The sequence below is a fragment of the Simplicispira metamorpha genome, assembly GCF_004341365.1.
GTDB lineage: Bacteria > Pseudomonadota > Gammaproteobacteria > Burkholderiales > Burkholderiaceae_C > Simplicispira > Simplicispira metamorpha.
Window position 1 is genome coordinate 71,630 of the sequence record NZ_SLXH01000015.1, and the last position, 20,604, is coordinate 92,233.

At 62.3% G+C, this 20,604-nt stretch carries 24 protein-coding genes; 17 read left to right on the plus strand and 7 right to left on the minus strand.

The window, feature by feature from the left end:
• Position 1: 1 nt before the first annotated feature.
• The 16 genes from EV674_RS09605 to EV674_RS09675 all read left to right on the plus strand — a co-directional run bounded on the left by EV674_RS09605 (position 2) and on the right by EV674_RS09675 (position 11,762).
• Positions 2-874, plus strand: a complete 873-nt coding sequence (locus tag EV674_RS09605) for a hypothetical protein (protein ID WP_119014513.1) — start codon at positions 2-4, stop codon at positions 872-874.
• Positions 868-2,028 (plus strand): hypothetical protein, encoded by a 1,161-nt coding sequence (locus EV674_RS09610; protein WP_119014512.1) that lies wholly within the window; start codon positions 868-870, stop codon positions 2,026-2,028. Before EV674_RS09605 ends, EV674_RS09610 begins: the two co-directional genes overlap by 7 nt.
• Positions 2,025-4,145 (plus strand): hypothetical protein, encoded by a 2,121-nt coding sequence (locus tag EV674_RS09615; RefSeq protein ID WP_132750413.1) that lies wholly within the window; start codon positions 2,025-2,027, stop codon positions 4,143-4,145. The genes EV674_RS09610 and EV674_RS09615 overlap by 4 nt, the downstream gene beginning before the upstream one ends.
• Before the next feature lie 4 nt (positions 4,146-4,149).
• The gene (locus EV674_RS09620; protein ID WP_119014510.1) at positions 4,150-4,587 is read left to right on the plus strand and encodes a hypothetical protein; all 438 of its coding nucleotides are present in this window, start codon (positions 4,150-4,152) and stop codon (positions 4,585-4,587) included.
• A gap of 3 nt (positions 4,588-4,590) precedes the next feature.
• On the plus strand, positions 4,591-6,390 hold the full coding sequence (locus EV674_RS09625) for a hypothetical protein (RefSeq protein ID WP_119014509.1): 1,800 nt from the start codon (positions 4,591-4,593) through the stop codon (positions 6,388-6,390).
• Positions 6,391-6,440: 50 nt separating this feature from the next.
• Positions 6,441-6,794: a hypothetical protein gene (locus EV674_RS09630; RefSeq protein ID WP_119014520.1), complete on the plus strand. Its 354-nt coding sequence runs from the start codon at positions 6,441-6,443 to the stop codon at positions 6,792-6,794.
• Positions 6,791-7,054, plus strand: coding sequence for a hypothetical protein (locus tag EV674_RS09635; RefSeq protein ID WP_119014508.1), 264 nt, complete (start codon positions 6,791-6,793; stop codon positions 7,052-7,054). Before EV674_RS09630 ends, EV674_RS09635 begins: the two co-directional genes overlap by 4 nt.
• An 11-nt stretch (positions 7,055-7,065) precedes the next feature.
• Entirely contained in the window at positions 7,066-7,599 is a 534-nt protein-coding gene (locus EV674_RS09640) for a hypothetical protein (protein WP_119014507.1), read from the plus strand.
• 3 nt (positions 7,600-7,602) lie between these two features.
• Entirely contained in the window at positions 7,603-8,037 is a 435-nt protein-coding gene (locus tag EV674_RS09645; RefSeq protein WP_132750414.1) for a hypothetical protein, read from the plus strand.
• A gap of 149 nt (positions 8,038-8,186) precedes the next feature.
• Positions 8,187-8,651, plus strand: a complete 465-nt coding sequence (locus EV674_RS17400) for a hypothetical protein (protein ID WP_165887086.1) — start codon at positions 8,187-8,189, stop codon at positions 8,649-8,651.
• Positions 8,648-9,163 carry a hypothetical protein gene (locus EV674_RS09650; protein WP_119014504.1) on the plus strand — a complete coding sequence of 172 codons (516 nt, stop codon included), beginning with the start codon at positions 8,648-8,650 and terminating at the stop codon, positions 9,161-9,163. Before EV674_RS17400 ends, EV674_RS09650 begins: the two co-directional genes overlap by 4 nt.
• A gap of 64 nt (positions 9,164-9,227) precedes the next feature.
• Positions 9,228-9,497, plus strand: a complete 270-nt coding sequence (locus EV674_RS09655) for a hypothetical protein (protein ID WP_119014503.1) — start codon at positions 9,228-9,230, stop codon at positions 9,495-9,497.
• Positions 9,494-10,012, plus strand: coding sequence for a glycoside hydrolase family protein (locus tag EV674_RS09660; RefSeq protein WP_119014502.1), 519 nt, complete (start codon positions 9,494-9,496; stop codon positions 10,010-10,012). Before EV674_RS09655 ends, EV674_RS09660 begins: the two co-directional genes overlap by 4 nt.
• Positions 10,013-10,064: 52 nt before the next feature.
• Complete coding sequence (locus EV674_RS09665) at positions 10,065-10,442, plus strand: hypothetical protein (RefSeq protein ID WP_119014519.1); 378 nt, start codon at positions 10,065-10,067, stop codon at positions 10,440-10,442.
• The gene (locus EV674_RS09670; RefSeq protein ID WP_119014501.1) at positions 10,439-10,732 is read left to right on the plus strand and encodes a hypothetical protein; all 294 of its coding nucleotides are present in this window, start codon (positions 10,439-10,441) and stop codon (positions 10,730-10,732) included. The genes EV674_RS09665 and EV674_RS09670 overlap by 4 nt, the downstream gene beginning before the upstream one ends.
• A 259-nt stretch (positions 10,733-10,991) precedes the next feature.
• Complete coding sequence (locus EV674_RS09675; protein WP_132750415.1) at positions 10,992-11,762, plus strand: hypothetical protein; 771 nt, start codon at positions 10,992-10,994, stop codon at positions 11,760-11,762.
• 593 nt (positions 11,763-12,355) lie between these two features.
• Here the strand turns inward: EV674_RS09675 and EV674_RS09680 are convergent.
• The 3 genes from EV674_RS09680 to EV674_RS09690 all read right to left on the minus strand — a co-directional run bounded on the left by EV674_RS09680 (position 12,356) and on the right by EV674_RS09690 (position 13,918).
• A complete protein-coding gene (locus EV674_RS09680; RefSeq protein ID WP_119014499.1) occupies positions 12,356-12,625 on the minus strand; it encodes a hypothetical protein in 270 nt (89 codons plus the stop codon).
• Positions 12,626-12,752: 127 nt separating this feature from the next.
• A complete protein-coding gene (locus EV674_RS09685) occupies positions 12,753-13,001 on the minus strand; it encodes a hypothetical protein (protein WP_132750416.1) in 249 nt (82 codons plus the stop codon).
• A gap of 503 nt (positions 13,002-13,504) precedes the next feature.
• Positions 13,505-13,918, minus strand: a complete 414-nt coding sequence (locus tag EV674_RS09690; RefSeq protein WP_119014498.1) for a hypothetical protein — start codon at positions 13,916-13,918, stop codon at positions 13,505-13,507.
• A 655-nt stretch (positions 13,919-14,573) separates the two neighbouring features.
• On the opposite strand from EV674_RS09690, the gene EV674_RS09695 reads away from it, so the two are divergent.
• On the plus strand, positions 14,574-17,171 hold the full coding sequence (locus tag EV674_RS09695) for a DEAD/DEAH box helicase (RefSeq protein WP_119014497.1): 2,598 nt from the start codon (positions 14,574-14,576) through the stop codon (positions 17,169-17,171).
• A 202-nt stretch (positions 17,172-17,373) separates the two neighbouring features.
• On the opposite strand, the gene EV674_RS09700 is transcribed toward EV674_RS09695, so the two are convergent.
• The 4 genes from EV674_RS09700 to EV674_RS09710 form a co-directional block, all read right to left on the minus strand.
• Positions 17,374-18,291 carry a hypothetical protein gene (locus tag EV674_RS09700; protein WP_119014496.1) on the minus strand — a complete coding sequence of 306 codons (918 nt, stop codon included), beginning with the start codon at positions 18,289-18,291 and terminating at the stop codon, positions 17,374-17,376.
• A 10-nt stretch (positions 18,292-18,301) separates the two neighbouring features.
• Positions 18,302-18,688, minus strand: coding sequence for a hypothetical protein (locus tag EV674_RS09705; RefSeq protein ID WP_132750417.1), 387 nt, complete (start codon positions 18,686-18,688; stop codon positions 18,302-18,304).
• A gap of 9 nt (positions 18,689-18,697) precedes the next feature.
• Positions 18,698-18,871, minus strand: coding sequence for a hypothetical protein (locus EV674_RS17405; RefSeq protein ID WP_165887087.1), 174 nt, complete (start codon positions 18,869-18,871; stop codon positions 18,698-18,700).
• Between the two features lie 158 nt (positions 18,872-19,029).
• On the minus strand, positions 19,030-20,493 hold the full coding sequence (locus EV674_RS09710) for a hypothetical protein (RefSeq protein ID WP_119014921.1): 1,464 nt from the start codon (positions 20,491-20,493) through the stop codon (positions 19,030-19,032).
• Between the last annotated feature and the right edge of the window lie 111 nt (positions 20,494-20,604).

Here is a 20,604-nt window from a genome sequence, read left to right on the forward strand (position 1 = left end):
GATGGCCTACCCGCTGATCAACGGCGCCACCATCAACGGGTCTGAGTCCGGCCCGCTGCGCATACGCCCGGGGCACGTGGCGTTGCCCGTCGTCGGGGTAGCTGAGGCGTTCATCAGCATGGACGCGGTCGGGGCGGACGCGGTCGAGGTCGGCCCAGCCCGTACAGCGCTGGGCGTGTCCCCATCGGGGGTAGAGGCAGTGCAGAGCGGCACCCATGCCGGGCTCTACAACGCGCTCATCCCTCTGTACACCGCCACAGAGGTGGCGGCAGGGACAGCGCTCTCCGCCATAGAGACGTTCAGTTCTGGGGCGTACCCAACGATGATCGGAGACCCCTCCCCGAGGGTCGGCTCCGACGTCCAGGTGTCGCCGAGCGGCCTCGGCGCAGCGACTTCTGGCCTCCATTCAGCGACAGCCGCCCAACCGCCATCGACGATCTCCATCCAGGCCGCTGGAGCCTACCCCACCCACATCGGCGACGTGTCCATCTCGCTACGCCCGATCGAAGTCACCAGCGCAGGCGCTGCGCCCACACTGCTCGGCGACCTCTCAGTAGGTATGTGGTTCGGTGCTGCGGGGGGTGATGTCGCCCTGATAGGAACCATCCGCACCTCGACCGTCGTTGCCGCAGCCTCATCGTCTCCCACCAACGTCGGCGATGTCCGCACGGTTATGGCGTCCGCCATCGAAGGCATGCTCATTGCCACCGCCGGCGTACCTACGGTCTCCGTAGGGTGGCGCTTTTGTGATGCCGCAGGTGCCGCGCCGCTGGTGGTGGGCGGTTTCGGTGTGCCGTACGCGCCTGTGCGCGCTCGGCAGTCATTCCCGATGCGCCTCGGCCCGATCGCCATCAACCGGGGTGCTGCATGCTGACTTTCTCGTCCTTCATGGGGATCAACAACGTCGCGCCGGAGCACCGCCTCGGCAAGCAAGATCTCGTCGCTGCGACCGACGTCGACATCGGCGGTACGGGGGAGATCACCAGGCGCGCTGGCCTGACGCTGCTATCCGACCAGTGCCACAAGAACCTGCACCAAGCGCGGGGGTTCATGCTGGCCACCTGCGGCAGCGACCTGACGGCAATACACCCGGACGGTGCGCGGCACGTCATCCACTCTGCTCTCGGCCCCAGCCGTGTGTGGTACTGCAACTTACCTGACGGGCGCACGACCTACACCAACGGCCTGATCCACGGCACCACAGACGGATTCGTCGGGCGCCCCCGCAGCATCGCCGTTCCGGACAGCCTCGGCGCACCTGACGTCGCGTTTGGCTCGCTGGCCCAAGGCCAGTACCGGTACCACCTGACCATGGCGCGCGACGGATTCGAGAGCCCCGCCATCAGCTCAGAGCCCGTCACCATCACCGACGGTGGCCTGCGCCTCGACGGCCTGCCTGTACGGCTCGGCCACACACTGAACGTCTACCTCAGCGGCCTGGACGGCGAAGGTGCGTACCTGATTGGCTCCACCTGCGACAGCACGTTCGAGTGGGGTGGTAAGAACTCCGACCTTGTCCTGCCGTGCCGCACCCTGGGCACCCAGGCGTTTCCTGTCGGCGCGCACACTGCGTTCTGGCGAGGCCGCGTCATCACGGCGGTAGGCAACGTGCTGTGGGCCAGTCGCCCGATGGCGCCGCACCTCGCTGACTGGCACGACTTCAAGCAGATGTCCGGCACCATCACTATGGTCGCGCCGGTGGAGGATGGCATTTACGTCGGCACCGAGCACGAACTGGCTTGGCTCGGCGGCGCGACCTGGGACGCCCTGAACTACACGCCGACCACGCGCGGCTCTGTGGTGCCAGGCTCTGGCGTGAACGCGCCAGGCGACCGAATCAAGCTCGAAAATTCCGTGGGTCGCGGCCTGGCCATGCTGTGTATCGCCGGTGGCGAGATCGTGGCCGGGTTCGCCGGCGGCGTGACAATCAGCCTGACTGGCGACCGGTACCGGACGGACGCCAAAGAGGTCAGCGCCACGTTCCGCGAGGTGCAGGGCGTCCCGCAGTACATCGCGGTACCGCAATGAGCGGGATCTGGAACCCATACGCGTTCTCGCCGACTGGGGGTGCTATGCCGGTCGGTGTCCCGCCGGCGCTTCGCGTCGTAGGCGCCCAGGCCACTGCGGTGCAGCTGACGGCCGCACAGGCGGTTTTTGCGAACTTCTGCATGCACAGTCGGCTGTCCGTAGTGCCGAATGCCACGGAGCAAGGCCGTCTGCCGGACGGCACACCGTACAAGATCGTCTCCCTCGGGGCGCAGCAGACGGTGATGATGATCTGGCCAGCGCAAATTACCGACATCACGGTGAAGCCAGGCATAGGCGTCGCTGTGCCTGGCGCGACATGGATACTCTCTCCGTACGGCGACCCGGCCCGCCCAGACCAGCAGAGGTGGAGGGCGCTCAGCGTCCCCACCCTCAACGGGGGTGTAGGGACGACATACAGGGCCGTCGATGGCCGCTACTTCGTCGAGGGCGGTGGAGGCACGTCTAGCGGGAACAAACGCCTGGCGCCCCCGCTGTTCAGCATGGCGGCCAACATCTACCTGCGCCCACAACGCGAGCTTGCGGGCATCTATGTATCAGACCCCATCATCTTCGACAGTTCGCTGGAACAACTGAGTATCGACGGCAACGCCCTGAAAGCAAACTCATGGAGGTTGTCGAAAGACGGGCTAGAGACATCGACCTCTGGCACGTCAGGAACCTGGGGGGCGACGTACCAGCTACCCTCTCTGACTGAAGGCGACCGTTGGGGCCTACTGACAGCGAACTCGGACAAGAAGAAGTTCGTGGCGTGCCGAATCGCCAGCGACATGGAATCGTGGTCGTTCAAGACGGATAACGTCCGCCAGTCTGTCGTTGCATGGCGCGCTAAAAACCCAGCCGGACTCGACGACGTCGCGGTGAAAAACCACCCAACGACGGTCGCCAGAAAGTACCCAGAGGGCGCACCAAAACTCAGCCACTGGACGCAGGGATATGAGAACAACAACACGACCATATACACCACGTACAGCAACCCGGGTGCATTCATACCCAACGCCCCAGCAACCATCACGATCGACGGCCTAGACAGCACCCGCCTAGTGACCTACGCGGAGGAGTGCGACTATTCAGGTACAGCCACGTTCCGCCGGTATGTCGACTTCACAGGTGAGATCCGTGAGGATGTCATTACGTACGAGGATAAATCCGACATATCGGCTGGGAGCAAGACAGGGTGGTACGGGTTCAACAAAACGCTCTACCAGGATGCAGTCAGGTTCGAGAACAGCAGCGTCCGTGCCAACACTACGCGCGCCGCAACGCTAACCATGTTCGGCATCCCGCCAATCAGAGTCTACGAATTCTCCCTCGACTTCGGATATAGCTTCGACGGGGACGGCCGATGGGAAACCAAGTTCGCGCGGTATTCGTATGGGGCTACGGGCGAGATCAACGGATTCATCTACGAAGGTTCCGCGTCGGCTGCACAGCTTGCTTCTTCGGCGGCCACCATCCAATACGCCCTGGAGAGGGTACTGGTACACGACAGCCAGTTCGGGGTGGCCGCTACAGTGCGCGTATCCGCAAAGACGACCACGGATGCGGCGCAGGGGTACGCACGAGTCTCGGCGGCATCGGGCAGCGCGGATTACGACAACGTCTATATGTTGGCAGCCAACTTCGGTACCGGCAAGTTCCCCCCATCGAGCTACATAAACAGAAGTTCCCAGACCGACGAACTCAGCATAGAGATGATCTTCTACGGCCCATCCAGCAAGGAGGCCATGAAGATGGATGTACCGCCCCCGATCCTCGCAGCCCTGCGGAGCGCGATGGGTGGGCTCAGGGCCGAGCTAACCTCCATCCCGGCGCGTGGTGGCGCAGACCCGGACGTCACCAGCGGCAAACGCCAGAACGCATACCTCCGCGAGAAGGACGTCCATGCAGTGCTGGAGCAGGTACTGGACTTCGCCACTGACGTGTCTTACGCCAAGGACCCAAAGACCGGTGCTGGGTTTTTTTCATGTTCCTGGGACGACAGAGCTAGCCCGAAGGTGTGGCGCAACAAAGTGACCGGCCCGTGGGGCTGGGCACCGGCGTCGAGCAGGACGCCCCTGGCTGACGACGCGAAGGTCCTCTCAAATACCTCTGTATGACTCTATGAACACCATCGTTTGCAACACCCTCCTCGGCGCCGTGACGGAATACACCCGTCACGAGTTCCACGCCATAACCCCCACCCATGCCGGCGCGGCCACGGGGCTGTACGAACTTAACGGAGACGCCGACGACGGCCTGCCCATCGCCTCATCGATCCAGCTCCCAGCCACGCTGCGCGAGACCACGCTAAAGAAGGCGCTGAGTTCGGTGTACTTCTCCATGCTCGGCGAAGGTGAGGCCACATTGACCGTGCTCGGCAAGGCCGGCAGCTGGAGCTACGACTTCCCCCTTCGCGTAAGCGGGCAGACGCGGTGCGTGGTCGGCCGCGGCATCCGTGAGAACTACCTAGGGTTCATCCTGAGCACGCCGCAGGGGCAACCATTCACCCTGGACCGCATGGAGGTTCAGACCGCAGACGCGAAATACCGGAGGATATAGACCATGGCAGATCTCAGCGGCCCAGCCGCGATAGTTCAGGACAAATACGCGAAGTCAGTGTCCCTGGCGGATTCTGCGGCCAGTGCGGTCGACAGTTTCCAGACCGCACTGAACGCCAGCATCTACGCCCCCCCAACGATCAGCGTGCAGTGGAGTTCGCTCGCTGCACCGAGTTTGCCACCGATACCAGACCTGCCTCGACTGCCTGACATCGATCTGGACGTGCCTGGCGGGCTCCCGTCGGCACTGAACGACACCCTGGGGGACGTTCAGATAGATGAGTTCGACGTCCCTATGCCAGAGCTGAGCTTCCCGCTTCCGCCGACCATCACCGTTGGCCAAGCACCGATGCTGCCGGAGGTCCGTGACGTCGATATACCAAACGCGCCGAATGTGGTGCTGCCAGACGACCCTGACTTCCTCACGATACAGACCCACAACGCCCCGAACATAGATCTGCATGAGGAGTGGTTGAGCAAGCTTGAGGACATCCCAGAGCTGTCCATCATGCAGCCTGCGCCGTTCACATACTCGCCCGGCGCGCGGTACGCATCGCAGCTGCTGGACAGCCTGAAGGCCACGCTGAACGCCCGCATCCATGGCGGTACGGGACTCAGCCCGACGGTCGAGCAGGCCATTTGGGGCCGCGCACTCGACCGCGAGACCGCCCTGGCCCTGGCCAAGGAACGCGACGTGATGCGCGGCGCCGAGGCGCTTGGCTTCCAGCTGCCGTCTGGCGTGATGGCAGCGCAGCTGGCCGACGCCCGGCGTGAGTACCACGACAAGCTCTCTGGCCTGTCGCGCGACATCGCCATCAAGCAGGCGGAGCTGGAACAACAGAACGTCAAGGACGCCATCCAGGCTGCGCTGCAGCTCGAATCCGCGCTGCTGGACGACGCATACAAGATCGAGGCGCTTGCCTTGGATGCTGCCAAGACGGCCGCAGCCAGCGCCGTCGCGGCGCACAACGCTGCCCTGGAGCACTTCAAGGCCCTGCTGGACGGATACCGGACATACGCCTCGACGTACGACTCCATCATCCGGGCCGAGATGAACAAAGTGGAGGTATTCAGGGCCCTGCTGACGGCCGAACAGGCTAAAGCGGACATCAACAAGAGCCTCGCGGACCGGTACCGCGCCGAGATCGAGGGCGCGATGGCGGTGGTCGACGTGTACAAGGCACGTGTCGGCGCCGCCCAGACCCTGGTGGAACTGGAGCGCACCCGCATCAGCGCCGGCGCAGAGCAGATCAAGGCATTCGTGGCCACGGTCAACGCCGAGACCTCGAAGGCGGAGCTGTACAAGGCCACCGTCGGCGCCGAATCAGTGAAGGTGGAGGCGTTCACTGCGATCGGTAATGCGTACTCCGCCAAAGTCGGGGCACAAGCTGAAAAAGCACGTGTAGAGATCGCCAAACTGAACGCGCGGATCTCCGCCAAGGCGTTGGAGTGGGACGGGTGGAAAGCGCGCCTGGCCGCCGCGACATCGAAGGTAGAGGCCGCAGCCAAAAAATCTGCGGTGATGGTGGATGGGTACCGCGCTGGCGCCAGCGCCGCGGAAGCGCAGGCCGGGGCTTACATGCAGCGGTGGCGGGCGGACATTGCTCAGTACGAGGCCGGCAAGAACATCGCCATGCAGGCAGCGAAGGTGAACGCCGATGCCGTGATGCACACGAATGACGCCCGCATGGAGGCCGCGAAGGTCGGCCTGACGACATCGTCTCAGCGCCTGGCCAGCGCCTGGGCCATGGTTTCTGCATCGGCACAGATTTCTGGCCAAGTCTCACAGAACATATCCGGCTAACCCCCCTGTAGGGTTCGACGGCCAGCCCGGCGCTGGGCACAGTGCTGGGCATGTTTGAGCCCATCAAGCGCAAGCTGCGCATCATCAAAGGCGCTACGTTCAACCCTGGCTGGACGTGGAAGCCTGGCGGTACGCCCATGGATTTCACCGGCTGTTCGGCGCGCATGCAGGTGCGGGCGGACTATGGTGAGCCCATCCTGCTGGAGCTGACCACCGAGAGTGGCGGCATCGTGCTGGGCGGGCCCGCTGGGACAATTGATCTTTGGATCGGCGCCACCGATACAGCGGCCATTACATGGACTGAAGGTGTATTTGACATCGAGGTTCAGTACGCCGCCGGCCCTGATCATGTTGATCGGCTTATCCAAGGATCCATCACTGTTTCCCCAGAGGTAACGACGTGACGAACGTTCTGATCGAACGCGAAGTCGTTGTTGTCTTGGAGCGCGCTGAACCGCGCGTGGACATCATCAGCGAAGCAAGGCAAGGCCCGCCAGGCCCACCCGGGCCTCGCGGCGCCATTGGTGATGCTGGCGGCGCGCTGCTGGTGACCAACCGGCTGTCCGAGCTTGCCGCTGACCCCGCAACCCAAGAGGCGGCCCAAGCCAACCTTGGCCTGGGCGCCATCGATCCCCTTGCTTACTACATCCTGGCCAAGGCCTGAAAGGACGCCCCATGTCTCTCGAAACCCGCATTGTTGCCCTGGCCCAGGCCATGGGCGCTGACGTCAAGGCGCTGACCGTTGCCCAAGGAAGCCTGTCTGCGCTGAACACCACCACCAAAACCAGCCTGGTGGCCGCCATCAATGAGCTGATGACGCTGATCGGCAGCGCCGGGGCCAGCATTGATGACGGTGCAGGCAATGGCAACACCGCTGTCACCTGGTCGGCAGACAAGATTTTTGACAGCATCGAGGCGGCCAAGACTGCCGTCAAGAATGACCTGGTGGGCGGCGCAGGCGCTGCGCTGGACACCCTCAACGAGCTGGCAGCCGCCCTGGGCAATGACCCGAGCTTTGCCGCTACCATCGCCACGGAGATTGCGAACCGCGTGCGCTTCGACGCCGCGCAGACGCTGACCAGCCCGCAGCAGGCACAGGCGCGCGCCAACATCGGCGCCGCCAGCGCAGCGGACGTGTCCGGCCTGCTCACCGGCCTGGGCACCTACGACCGCGACTACGCCGCCGATTACACCGCCGCCAAGGTGTAAGCCGTGTCTTTGCAGACGCGCATCACTGCGCTGGCCCAGGCCGTCGGTGCGGACGTGAAAGCCCTGCTGGCGGCCATCGGCACGAAAGTCGCAGCGAGCGGAGGTACTGCCTCTGGCTTGACACTCGCCAATGGGTATACGGAAGGGGTCTTTGCAGTCACTGGGACAGCCCCCGCGCTGTCCCCATCCAACGGCACCATCCAAACCTGGGCGCTCACGGCCAACAGCACGCCTACGGCGGGCACCTGGGCGTCGGGTCAGTCAATCTCGCTGATGGTCGATGACGGCACGGCCAGAACGATCAATTGGACGGCCCTTGCACCTGTGTGGATCACGGGTGGAGGCACCCCGCCCATCCTGAAAGCCACTGGCTACACACCCATACTGCTGTGGAAGATAGGCTCGGTGCTGTATGCAGCGCGCCCGGGGGATGCCTGATGCTGTTCCATCAACTGCTACGCGCGTGCGCATCCCGCGTTCCCGGCACCGTCACGGTTGTTGGATTGGTGAACCTGACAAACCAGGGCGCCGACGCCTCGCGCACACTCACAATCACTGGGCACAGCGTGGGCGACGTACTTATCGCCATGACCGCCAACCGCACTAGCACCCCTGCTGCCTTGCTTGCCGGGTACACGGACATTGTTTCGCTGGGGGGTGGCTCTCGATCGTTCCGTGTTCAATACAAAGTCGCCACGGCTACTTCAGAGAGTATTACGTGGACAGGCGCTTACGGGTACCTGATGGCAGTGCGCGGCTTTGCAGGCATAGGAGCGAGCGGCACGCTCTCCAGCGCATTCGGCTCCACGCTGCCACTGCCTGACCTCGATGGACTAGACACCGGAGGCACCAGCTTGGTGGTCGCTGGAGGCTTCGCCTCGTCGGGCCAGACAGCCGTAGATGCCCCCTACGAGCTACTTTCCTCGTCAAACAACCCGACAGGCAAGTGCGTCGCTGTCGTGAAGAACAATACTGCCGCCTCTTTGGTAGGGAAAACTATCACGCAGGGCGGTGGCACGGGTCTGACATACGCCATTGAACTTAGAGGATGACCGTGCAGCAGCAATACACCCATGCGCCGTCCGAGCGCTTCCCGTACACGCTGGCCCAGTTGCGCAGTGACAATGCGCACGTCAGTTTCCCGGAATACCCTGACGAGGAAACCCTGGCCGAGTACGGCGTTTACCCCGTCACGCCCGTGGTACCCGACTACGACCCATCTACGCAGGTGCTGGAATCGACAGGCTGCGCATACAACGCCGAGCTTCAGCGCTGGGAGACGACATTCCAGGTTCGACCACTGCCTCCCCCCACAGCGCCGGAAAGCGTCACCCGTGCCCAAGGTAAGGCTGCGCTCATCACTGCGGGCCTGTGGTCGGGGGTAATGTCCTTCGTTGCGTCAATCCCTGACCCTACGGAACGCGCCCTGGCTGAAGTAGCCTTGCACGACACGCAGGAGTGGCGTCGTAGCTCGCCATTCTTCAACGCCGCTGCCACGGCGCTGGGTCTGACCGGCGAGCAGCTTGATGCGCTTTTTTTGGCCGCCTCCAAGATCGAACTGTGACGCCAGAGTAGCGTCCCCCGTATAGGGTTCGACGCCCCCCAACATCCCCGGAATCATCCGGGCCATGAAAGACGAACTCCTGCGGGCCGACCATGCCCCGATCGCCAAAGCGGTCATCAACTGGCTTGCGGCGGCCCTGGGGATTGGCTCCTTCCTTGGCCTGGTCAATCTCATTGTCGGCGTGCTGTCGGCCACCTGGCTGGGTGTCCAGCTCTATGGCTACCTAGCGCACGAGCTGCCGATGAAGCGCATGCGCCGCAAGCTGCTCCAGCGAGAGATGGATCGCTCGCGCACGCAGCCCGCTGATTTGGGGTCGGTGGAGGCTGACGAATGAGCGCGCTCATCCGCACCGCCGCCGCCACGCTCGTGCTGTCGGCGGCTGGGCTGATTGGTATGGCCGTGTCTGAGGGCTGGGTGCCCGTGGCACGGCCACCAGTGCCTGGCGATGTTCCCACCGGTGGATTTGGTAGCACGCGCAGCGAAAGCGGGCCGATGAAGGAGGGCGAGCGCATCGAGCCGGTGCGTGGCCTGATCCTGTTGCAGCGTGATGCTGCCGAAGCAGAGCGCATCGTGCGCCGCTGCGCCCCGGTGCCGATGTACCAGCGGGAGTTCGATGCCTTTGTGAGCCTGGCTTACAACGTTGGGCCGGGAAAGGCCGGCGTGAAGGACGGGTTCTGCGAACTCAAGCGTGGCGGCCAGTCCACCATCGTGCGCCGCCTGCTTGCGGGCGACTACACGGGGGCCTGTGATGCGATCCTGGGCTGGGACAAGTTCCAGGGCAAGCCACTGCGTGGCCTGACCTTGCGCCGTGAGCGTGAACGCGCGGTGTGCCTGGGGGTGACGCCATGAACCCGATCGTCTTTTACATGCTGTGCGACCCGTGGCTTTTCTGGAGGCTGGCATGGGACGTTTGACCGCAGGACTGGCGCTTGCGCTGCTGGCCAGCCTTGCCGCCAATGGCGCGATGGGCTGGGCCTGCCTGGGCCAGCGCGACGGCGCCACCCAGGCGCGTGCCGACTTGGGCGCAATGGAGCAGCAGCGTGACAGCGCCCGCCAGGCGGCAAGTGCATGCAGCGACGCCACCGACGACCTGCGCACGCTGGCCGACCAGCGCGCCATTGAGGCCCAGGCCGCCCGAGCCGATGCCGCAGCGCAGGCGCGCACCCATCACCAGAAGGCCGACGCCATCCTGGCCACGCCGCCAGCCGCACCCGACGACGACTGCAAAAGCGCGCAGATGCGTGTGGCCGACTGGCTCAAGGGGAGGGCGCAGCCGTGAAGATTGCTATTTTATTGATAGCTGCTTGCGCTTTACTGGCGGGCTGTGCGACCAAAAAGCACGTTGAAATCCAGCGCGTGGCCGTGCCGGTGCCAGTCGAATGCAAGGAGCCGGTGCCGGCGCGCCCGGTGATGCCCACCGAAAGCCTGGGCGGCGCCGCCACCACCCTCGACCAGTTCGCCCAGGCGGCCATGGCCGAAATCGAGCGCCGCGAGGGCTACGAGGGCGAGTTGCGCACGGCGCTGATGGCATGCACTACACCTGCGACTGATGCGATAGGCCGACATTAATCTGTACGGTATGTCCGCTTTCGGCCACAAGCAGTTATTCCACTAAAACGTCCAAGCAGCTCCGTTCAGCGCCTTTCCGGTCAGCATGAGCCATGTTCCCCAATGTCTACTGAGCGTGCATAATCCTTGTTCAGGGCGCCCGCCCAAGTTTTGTGCGGCTTAAAAAGGGCTTCTCTTCTCTCGAATTTACTCACCTTCATGGCTCTACATGCGGATGAGCGCTAAACGCACAACGCTCACCGCAGCTAAAGAGAGAACCATGACAGCCTTTTCCTCCTGGGCGTTTCGCCTCAAGCAACTGCTTGCCGATGTTGGTGTGACTATCCCTTTGGGACATGCCTACGAACTACTCGCGGCGGGCCTGAAACACAACTCTTATGCTTCGCTGACGCAGCTCGAGTCAAATGCTTTAGGCCAGGCACAACTCATCGTTTTTGATGCTGATTCGATGCGCGCCCGAGCCCGCTCACTTAAGGTGGACTTGGAACCAGCTAAGTACTTTTCAGACTTCTTGGACATCCTTGATGACCCGGACGCGGTGCCGTCATCTGACAAGGGCGTGATTTATATGCGCTTCGGTAGTGCCAGCGGTCCTATCTGCAATGATTCATTGGAGTGGAGTGTTGGACGGATACTGGAACACTGCGGGCATGAAAGCCTTAGTCCGATTGCGTCCCTTCTCTATGGCCTGAATCGCAAGAGCTACTGGAAAAGTTTTGATGGATATCCGCGCAAAATAACTCTCACAAGCGTACAGGATGCCCGCGTAGTGACGCTGTATAGCAGGCTGACGCCAGCTGACACTCATGCCTGTTCCGATATCGCTTGGTCGTGGGATTTTGAAGGGCATGTACGGTTAGCGGGCTACTCAGACGGGTATGAGGTTCCAGTCGATGGGAGCATACGAATCAACAAGCCTGGACGGATGCTTCTTGGTTCTGCAAAAATTACACGACTCGTTCAGGTCGGAGAACCGCAAATGTTCGATGATGACATGGACCAGGGGGATGTGTATGGCGGGTATGACTGATACCTCCTAAGACCGCCAGGTCAGGTGTTTGTCCGCAATGTACCGGGGATAGCTGATCTGGCTTCACTCATGCATCCATGATGCGGAGAAGCTCAAACGACCGCAAAGGGTCGATCTCTGCCATTGGTGCATCCAAGGAGAACTGCGCTGGAGGCGCGTGAACCGCAAGGTTCAGTCTGTGGTGCAGCGCTCAAGGAGCGTCGCATCGTCAGCATTCAGAGAGCTGGAGGGCCACCTGCTGCACTCCAAGCAGGCGACCTGCCAGTGGGCGCGGCTACCGCCTGACAGCGCACGATGCTGAAATCAGGCCGGTGTGAATCTGGTGTGATTTTCGTGTGAATCTCAGGGCAAGCCCAGGCAACGAAAGAGCAAAGAAAAACGCCAGACTAGAGGGGCTCTCATTGTCTGGCGTTGTCTTGTGTGGTGGGCCGGGGGGAATTGAACTCTCCTATGAAAAAAGTATAAAAATTGCAAAAGTGCCAACAAAAATACCAACAAAAAGAAAAGTGACCCCCTTGTGTCGTCAATCCAACGCGGTGCCGGGCGGGCGTTGGTGGTGCCGGTGGCCGTGGTGGCCGGGCAGTGGCATTTCGTCACCGCAACGAAACCAGCGCCAGCAGTCGGCGCACTGTGCTGGGCATGGGTTTCTCGGTTTGAAACCGGACAACCCCCCAGTTGCTCGAAGTCGGCACGGCAGTTGGCGACAACCTCGCCAAGGGGTCAGACTTGAAATCCAGCCCCTTGCCATCGAGGGCTGAAAGTTCAGCCGACGTGCCAGCATTTGCCAGCAGCACGGTGTATAAAGTCGGAAAGCCCAGCGATAGGGGCGACACTTGAACCGGCTTGCTGGTCAGGACGCCCATAGGAATCCTGGGCTTTTTCTTTTGTGCCGCTGCCAAGGCGAGCTGTGTCACCCTTGGCGTAATGGCTGGCAGTGTCCATAGACGTGCCAGCGGCGGCGCATCCTTTGCGCGCGATCCAGCGCCAGCATCAGTCCTTGCGTTCCGGTGGCGGCTCAGACTCCTGCCACGGGGCCACGAATGGTGTCAGGCAAAGCATCTTCCGTGACAGCCAAGGCGGCGAAATCTGGTTCTCTCCCGTTTCGCTCAATGGTGTCGCTGGTGATTCCGTGTAGCCAGGCTTTTGGTTCTCCGGCACCACTCTCCAGTCCCCACGCTCGTCCAGATTGGCCTCAATCTCCGGCGTCAGCTGGTTGAACGGAACTTGTTGTTTGGTCATTTGCCGCATTCTGCCAGTCGCCAAACCAGCGCTTGAACGCTTCGGTCTGGGTTTGATAAACGCCATCTGCGCGGCTGAATTTCACACCACGCCTGCATCGTCTTAACACCCGATTTCTTGTTTACCCCGCTGTTTACCAACACCTGGTTTACGCGCTAACCACGGCGCTAACCACGGCGCTAACCTGCCAGCGCTAACCTGCGCCAGCGCCCCCGATTCCGTGCGTACCAGCTTGCGTACCACCCCAGTGCGTACCGCCTCAAAGGTAAGGTTTTGACAGGTTTCCGTGGAAACACCACTTCTGCGATACATTGGTGATGCCTCCTGAGTTTGTTGAGCCAGACCGTTCGGATGCTCTTTGACATCAACACTGGACACTCTCGGATTCAGGAGGCTTTTTTGTGCGCCCACCACTGGCCAGCAAAAGCCCGATTGCGTGGATGCCATTGCCCACAAAGCAAAATCCCGGCGCAGGGGCCGGGCTGGTGGGCAAAGTCTTGCGCTCAGAGTTGTGTGCCTACGGGCAGTTGCAGTCTCGCCAGCGCATCGGCCAGTCGTGCCTCATGGGCGGTGCTGGCGGCGACAAAAGCCGACCCGGCCATCAGCCCCCCCAACACCCTGTCCTCCTTGGGCGTCAGGGTCAGGACTTCATCGCCGATTTCGATCTTCACAAAGCCGTCTGCCAGCACAGTCTTGCTCATGGGGCGGGTCGGCGGGTACTGCTTGACCACGGCATACACCCCGCGCACCAGGCGCTTGATGCGGCCATCCTCGGCCAGCGCCCGCAATCGGTCATCCACGACAACCATCGGTAGCTGGGTCAATTCAGCAATCGTGTGGCGGGTGATTTCTGTGCCCATGGCGTGCAGCTCCTGGGCGGCTTCATAGATTGCGGTGGTGGTGCTGGCGGTGCTCATGCCCGGATGGTCACGGGGCACGGCTGTTTGGCATAACCCCATAGCGGTGCTGGCGCATCAGCCCGGTGCGCACTCCAGGAGTGTAAAGTTTTGACAAGTGCGCGCGCTGCTTTCGGCTCCATCCCCGCCCTTGAAAACTGGCCGATGGAATGTAGGGTTTTGTTGGGTTCTGCCGTGACCATCGCAGCAGGGCATGGTGCAGGGCCAGTCCCACGGCCTGCGGGAACCTGACTCCCACCACTGGCGGAAGTTGAGCCGCGCGCCGAAAGCAAAAACCCGGCGCTGGGGCCGGGTCGGTCATGGTCAGATTTGAAATCCAGCCAAGATTGTTGGGCCACCGCAGTGGCATTGATGCACAACGGCATGGCCGACTGGAATCGACCCAAAGCGGAAGGGTAAGTTTGCCCTTTGATCGGCCGGTTTATGGCGGTTGCAGTCATCAACGGTTCCGCGTTCGATGTTCAGGCTCAGGTGTCTTACCGTCACTCCGGTTTGTGCTCTCCAGCAGGGATGCGGATACAGTCTGTCCGCCGCCGTGTTGCCCAGCTGTCCCAGATTGGAGGCAAATACAGCCTAAGTGGGATGCCGCAGTCACTACATCGCATCATCGTCCCCCCGCATTGGGCAATTCACACAAACAGGAGACCAAGCACCAATGGCTTTCAAGAAACCGACAACGCATACTGCCGTCCCGGAAAGCCCGGACCGCCTGTTTCGCGACCTGCCTCGACGCAAGCACGCTAGCCTGTTTGACCACCAAGGCCAAGTGTTGCGCAACTACGTCGGACAAGCGTTAGACGCACCGGACGTTGCTTTGCAGTTGCCCACCGGCAGTGGCAAGACGCTAGTAGGACTGTTGCTTGCTGAGTGGCGGAGGCGCAAGTTCCGCGAGCGGGTCGTCTACCTGTGTCCTACGCGACAACTTGTCCACCAAGTCGCGGAAGAGGCGACGGCAAAGTACGGCCTGACCGTTGAGCCATTCACCGGCAGGGTCAAGCATTACACACCCGAGGCCAAGACCGCCTATCAGGACGGCGAACGCGTGGCCGTGACCACATACAACAGTCTCTTCAACACTAATCCTTTCTTCGACAGCCCGGACATCATCATCGTAGATGATGCACACGCAGCTGAGAACTACATGGCGAGCCAGTGGACGCTGCGCGTCAGCCGGTTCGAAGCGGCTGACGACGCCTTGTTCAAGGCAATGGCCGGTGTGCTTAAGACTGTTCTGCCAGCTCACAACCACGCCCGTCTCACCGGCGATTGGAGAGGCATTGACGATGTGGGCTGGGTCGACATGATCCCGAGTCATCAGTTGACCGAGATCTCTGCCGAGCTGCGGGCAACGATCACAGCCAACGTTGACGACACGGATCACCGCTATCCTTGGCGCATGCTGTCAAGCCATCTCCATGCTTGTCAGCTGTATGTGTCCTCTAGCGAAATCATGCTGCGCCCGCTGATTCCGCCTACCTGGTCGCACGGTCCCTTCGTAGGCGCCAAGCAGCGAATCTTCATGTCCGCCACCTTGGGGGCTGGCGGTGACCTGGAGCGCCTGACGGGACGGCCACGCATCAAGCGTTTGCCAATCCCCGAAGGTTGGGACCGCCAAGGAATCGGGCGACGCTTCTTCCTGTTCCCCGAAAAGTCGCTTGCCGAAGACGAGACGTTGCAGTTGCGCCGAGAGCTGATGCGCAGGGCCGGACGCAGCCTTGTGCTAACGCCCAGCACGCCCGATGCCGACGCGGTGATCAAGGATGTGATGGAGCAGTTGAAGTACCCTGTGTTCACGGCAGCAGATTTGGAGGTCAGTAAGGCCGAGTTCATCCAGACTGATAAAGCCGTAGCGGTCATCGCCAACCGCTATGACGGGATTGACTTCCCGGACGACGACTGCCGGCTGCTGTTTGTCGAGGGACTCTCTAGGACTACAAATTTGCAGGAACGCTTCCTGATCAACCGCATGGGTGCGAGCCTGCTGTTTAACGAGCGTATCCAGACGCGCGTGCTCCAGGCGATAGGACGCTGTACGCGCGGCCTCAACGACTACTCCGCAGTCGTGATTACCGGGGACGAATTACCGGCCTACCTGACGGATCGCAAGCGCCGCGCCTTCTTCCACCCAGAACTGCAGGCGGAGCTGGAGTTCGGGGTAGATCAGTCCACCAAGGTTCAGCAGAAGGATCTGCTGGACAACTTCAGCATCTTCCTAGACCACGATGATGCCTGGGAGGAGGCCAATCAGAGCATTCTGGACGCGCGGGAAGCCGCGATGCAGGCGAAGTTTCCGGCTATGGATCAGCTTGAGGGCGTCGTAGCTCATGAAATCGCGTGGCAGACGGCTATGTGGAACGAGGATTACGCGAAGGCCTACGACGCGGCTCGGGAAGTTCTGGGCGGCTTGACTGACGCTGCCTTGCGCGGCTATCGAGCGCTTTGGCACTACTTGGCCGGAACCTCTGCAGAGGCAGCCGCAGTGGCAGGCGAGGTAGGATTCGACACGCACGCGCGCTCACAGTACCGTAAGGCGAAGGACGCGGCAGCTGGCATTCCCTGGCTCATCGGCCTCTCGCGGGGAGGCGTCGCTGCTGAACCGACGCCAGAGGAGGTCAGGCACGGTACTCTGCTGCTACAGGTCGAACAGCTCGAAGCGCACCTAGTCAAGCTGGGCACATTACACAACAGGGCCTTCTCGGCTCGGGAGAGCAAGATCCGCGAAGGCCTGAGCGAAGGGAAGTCCTTCGAGCAGGCCCAAGTCCTGTTGGGCGAACACTTGGGCTTCACCGCCGGCAAACGCGAGGACGATGCGTCGCCCGATCCGTGGTGGATTATCGGCGACATCGCCTTTGTCTTTGAGGATCATGCCAATGCCAAGGGCGAGACATCCGTCATCGACGCGACTAAGGCAAGACAAGCAGGTTCCCACCCGGACTGGCTGCGCGAACATGTCCCTGCATCGGTCGGTGCGGTCATCCGGCCCGTGCTTATCACGCCAGCTAAGAAAGCCAAGGAAGGTGCCATCCCGCATTTGGGGAAGGTTGCTCACTGGGACCTGGAGGACTTTCGTCGATGGGCCGAAGAAGCACTGGTGGTCATTCGGAGCCTGCGTCGGGACTTCCAAGAGCCGGGAGATTTAGCATGGCGGGCGCAGGCTGCTCAAGCGCTCAGCGAGTGCCGCGCAGACGCGTCCGGCCTGGACACTTGGCTGGGGGCGCGTCCAGCCCGTGACTATCTCATTCCAGTTCCCTGATTTCCTAGGAACACAGAACGTGCTGAACACTAGTCAGAGTGGCAGCACCTGAATGCCCTCGTCAACAACTGTCGCTCATCCGCTAAGCCCGACTGGCAGCAGACTAGCCTTGACGCGTCATTGGTCTCGGTCGTGCGACGTCCGGTCTTGGCCGAAAGCCGCCCACTGACGCACCTAACCCGCAACCCCGGGTTGCATCGTTCTACCCCACCAGGCTCTCCAGCACGGCAACCGTCTCGTTGCGGTCGAACATCTCGTGCGCGGCCATGAAGCGCAGCACGGCCTTGGCCTCGTCGCGAGTCTTGGGCCGGATGCTGGCCAGGCAGTGGGCCTCGATGTAGTGGCGCCGGGCACTGACCTCGGGCAGGTCATCCCCCGCGTTGTCCCAGCCGTTCCGCAGGTGGTAGAGCGCATCCCAGAATTCCAGCTCGTGCAGGCAGTCGGCCAGGGTGTGCGGGGCCATGTCCTGGTGCTGGGCAAAGGCGGCATTGGCCTGGGCTGGGTCGTACTCGCGCCAGCCCTTGGTGACCACCGGCACCAGCGCCAGCGCATCCACGCAAAACCGCTCCTGCACGTTTTCGGCAAACACCGCCTGCTCACTGCCAAACCGGGCCAGCGCCTCGCGCTTGCGGGCCTGCTTGTCCAGTGTGCGCTCGGCCAGCCCCTTGAGGTCGGCAAAGCCCATGCTGCCAAACACGGCGCGCATGGTGTTGCCGCCACTCTCGCGCATGAGGAATTCCCCGTAGCGTTTTTCCAGCTCTTTGGCCGGGGTCTTGATGCGCTCGGCAGCCTGCATGGCCTTGTCGATCAGGGCGCCATCCCCCGTCTGCACGACCTGGCGCAGCCACAACACAGCATCCAAGTCCTTGTTCCCCGTGACGGCCACGGGCTGGGGCGGTGCAACCGGGGGTTGCAGTGCGGTGCAGGCGCTGGCCACGATCTCGGGCAGCCGGAAGAACGCGCGCAGCGTGGTGTTGTCGCGCGTGATGCCTGCGCGGCTGCTGATGGCCTTGACCGTGCCCAAGGGGATGTTCAGGGCCTGGGCCACGGCGCGGGCCGATTGCGTGCGGCGCAGCGCCAGCACCTGGGCGCGCAGCGGGGGCGGTGTGGTGGTGGTCATGCTGGGCACCTCACTGCACACGGTGAACACAGACCGGATCGATGGTCGGCATGGACACGCCTGCGGCCTCCAGCTCGGCCAACATCGCATCCATGTGCGCCTGGGCTTCTTCCAAGGTCATGCCCAACTGGGCGGCCACGGCCTCCAGGCTGACCACGGGCTGGCCGTCCTCCGTGTAGCCGTCAGGCTTGGGCAGCAGGCCCGTGCTCTCGGCCATCCGGGTGATCTCGTCCCGCAAGGTGCGCGGCGCCAGCGCCATTGCCCGCTGCATGGCGCGCTTGGCCTGGGGGTGCTCGTGCCCCAGCGCTTCTACGGTGCGCGTGAGTTCGTCCACGGCGGCCAGGAACTCGGGCGAGGCGTCGGCCAGGTGGTGGGTGCGGGGTTGGGTGTCGGTCATGGTGTTCTTTCAGGTGGTGGCCAGCGCGGCCAGGTAGGTGTGGTGCAGGTGCTGGCCGGTGGCGCAGCGGTCGGCGTGGCCGGTGGCAGCGGCCTTGCAGGCGGGGCACTGCCCCCAGTGCGCCAGGTAAGCAGCGTCTGCCGCGCGCCAGGGCTGCGCCACGTCCAGCCAGGTGGGCGACATTTGCTTGACTGATGGCGTATCTGGCGCAGGTCGAGGCGGTGCTGGCGGTGCCGGTGGCAGGTGTGCGCGCATTTGGGTACAGGTTTTTTTCAGGGGTGGTTGGTCAGGGATGGAATGAAGGCAGGGGGGGGCAGGGAGGCATGTAGCAAGAGGCACTATTAATGTGCAAGCGAATCGCGCAAACCCAGCACTGGCGCGGGCTGCGGGCCGATTTCACTTTGCATTCTCGATTTCAAAAAGTAGGCGTCAGGGCTTACCTGAATCTGCTTTTTCTCCAGCTCCAGCCGGTATCCAGTGGCCTTAAAAACTGCCTCAGTAATGGCCTGCTCTTTGAGTTGGGCGGTAGCTGCAAAACCATCGTGTTGCACCAAAACAATCTCGCTGGGGTGCAGGTCGATGGCCGCTTTCAGGGCCCGGGCTTCAACCCCTTGCAGCAGGTGCGCCATCTTCTCGGCGGGTTTGGCCTTACCGTCGATGGATTTACCGAAAGCGTTGGTCAGGCGGCCATTGCTGGTGCGATGCTTCCAGCCCTTGAGAATGGCGTGGCGTGCCTGCGCAACGTCGGTGCTGATAGCCTTGAACTGAGCCACTTTGAAAAGCCTCGCTGCCGCCTCCTGCCCGATGGCTTCAGGGATAGCGTTTTCATGCCACTCAGAAGCTCTCGCCCCATACATGACGGCCAGCAAACACACTTTGGCCTGCGCTTCTGTGATGCCCGCCTGCGCTGCAATAGCCCAACGGGTAGCCGCCTTGTCGGCCAGGTAGCGGGCAATGGCGCTGCACTGGTGGCCATGCTCCCGGGCCATCTGGGCAATGATGGCGAAATGGCAATTGGCGAAGTCGTATTCCCACAATCCGGCCAGCGCTGCCTGCTTGACCAGGCCGGGCGCTGTTTGCAGGTTGATGCCCTTGGCGTACAGGCGGCCACTGGTGGCCTGAACATAGTGGTGCGCGATGTAGCCATTGCCTGCAACGTCGGTCTTTGCCAATCGAATCACCTGGGCCGTCATGTGGGCCAGCCGCTCGATAGCGACCCGGGGCGGGAACTGCGTCACCAGATCGTGTGGCACCCGCCCATGGTCGTAATCGTCCAGCACTCGGGCCAGCCATGCCCGCAGCCGGTTGAGTGAGTCGAGGTCAACGCGCACCAGATTCAACTGCTTTGCGCTTTTCCATGCGGTCGTGGTGATGTTGTTCATGTCCCTGGATGCCACTGCTGCTGGAATCGTCCCCAGGGGCACACCATCGGCCATCAACAGCCGCGTCACTTTGCGCCACCGCCTGGCAAGGTAGGCATCACGGCTGGCCTTCACCAAGCCGCTGAACCAATACCCCTTGGTCAGGCCCGCGCCATGAAACCATTGCCCGCTGTCGGTGAAAAAACCAAGTCGGTCGTTGATCGCCTTGAACCCCCCACGGCCAAAGGCTTCTTCCAGCTCTCGGCAATAAAAGCTCATTGCGCCATCAAGGCAATCGTGCTGCCTGCGCTTGCTTGAACCCAACCACACCATCCTGGCGAGGGCTATCTGGTGGTGCTGCGCCTCGTGCCTGAAGCCGGGGATAGTCTTTTGCAGGTGGGCCACCAAGTCCTCTGGCACTACTTCATCACGCTTCACGGCCATCTCAACCCCCTTTGCGTTGCAGGCGCACCTGCATCAACAGTTGGCGCACTGCCAGCACCCCGGCGCGCTGGTGCAGGTCGTTGGCGTCCTCGCCCTCGATGGGGCTCATGC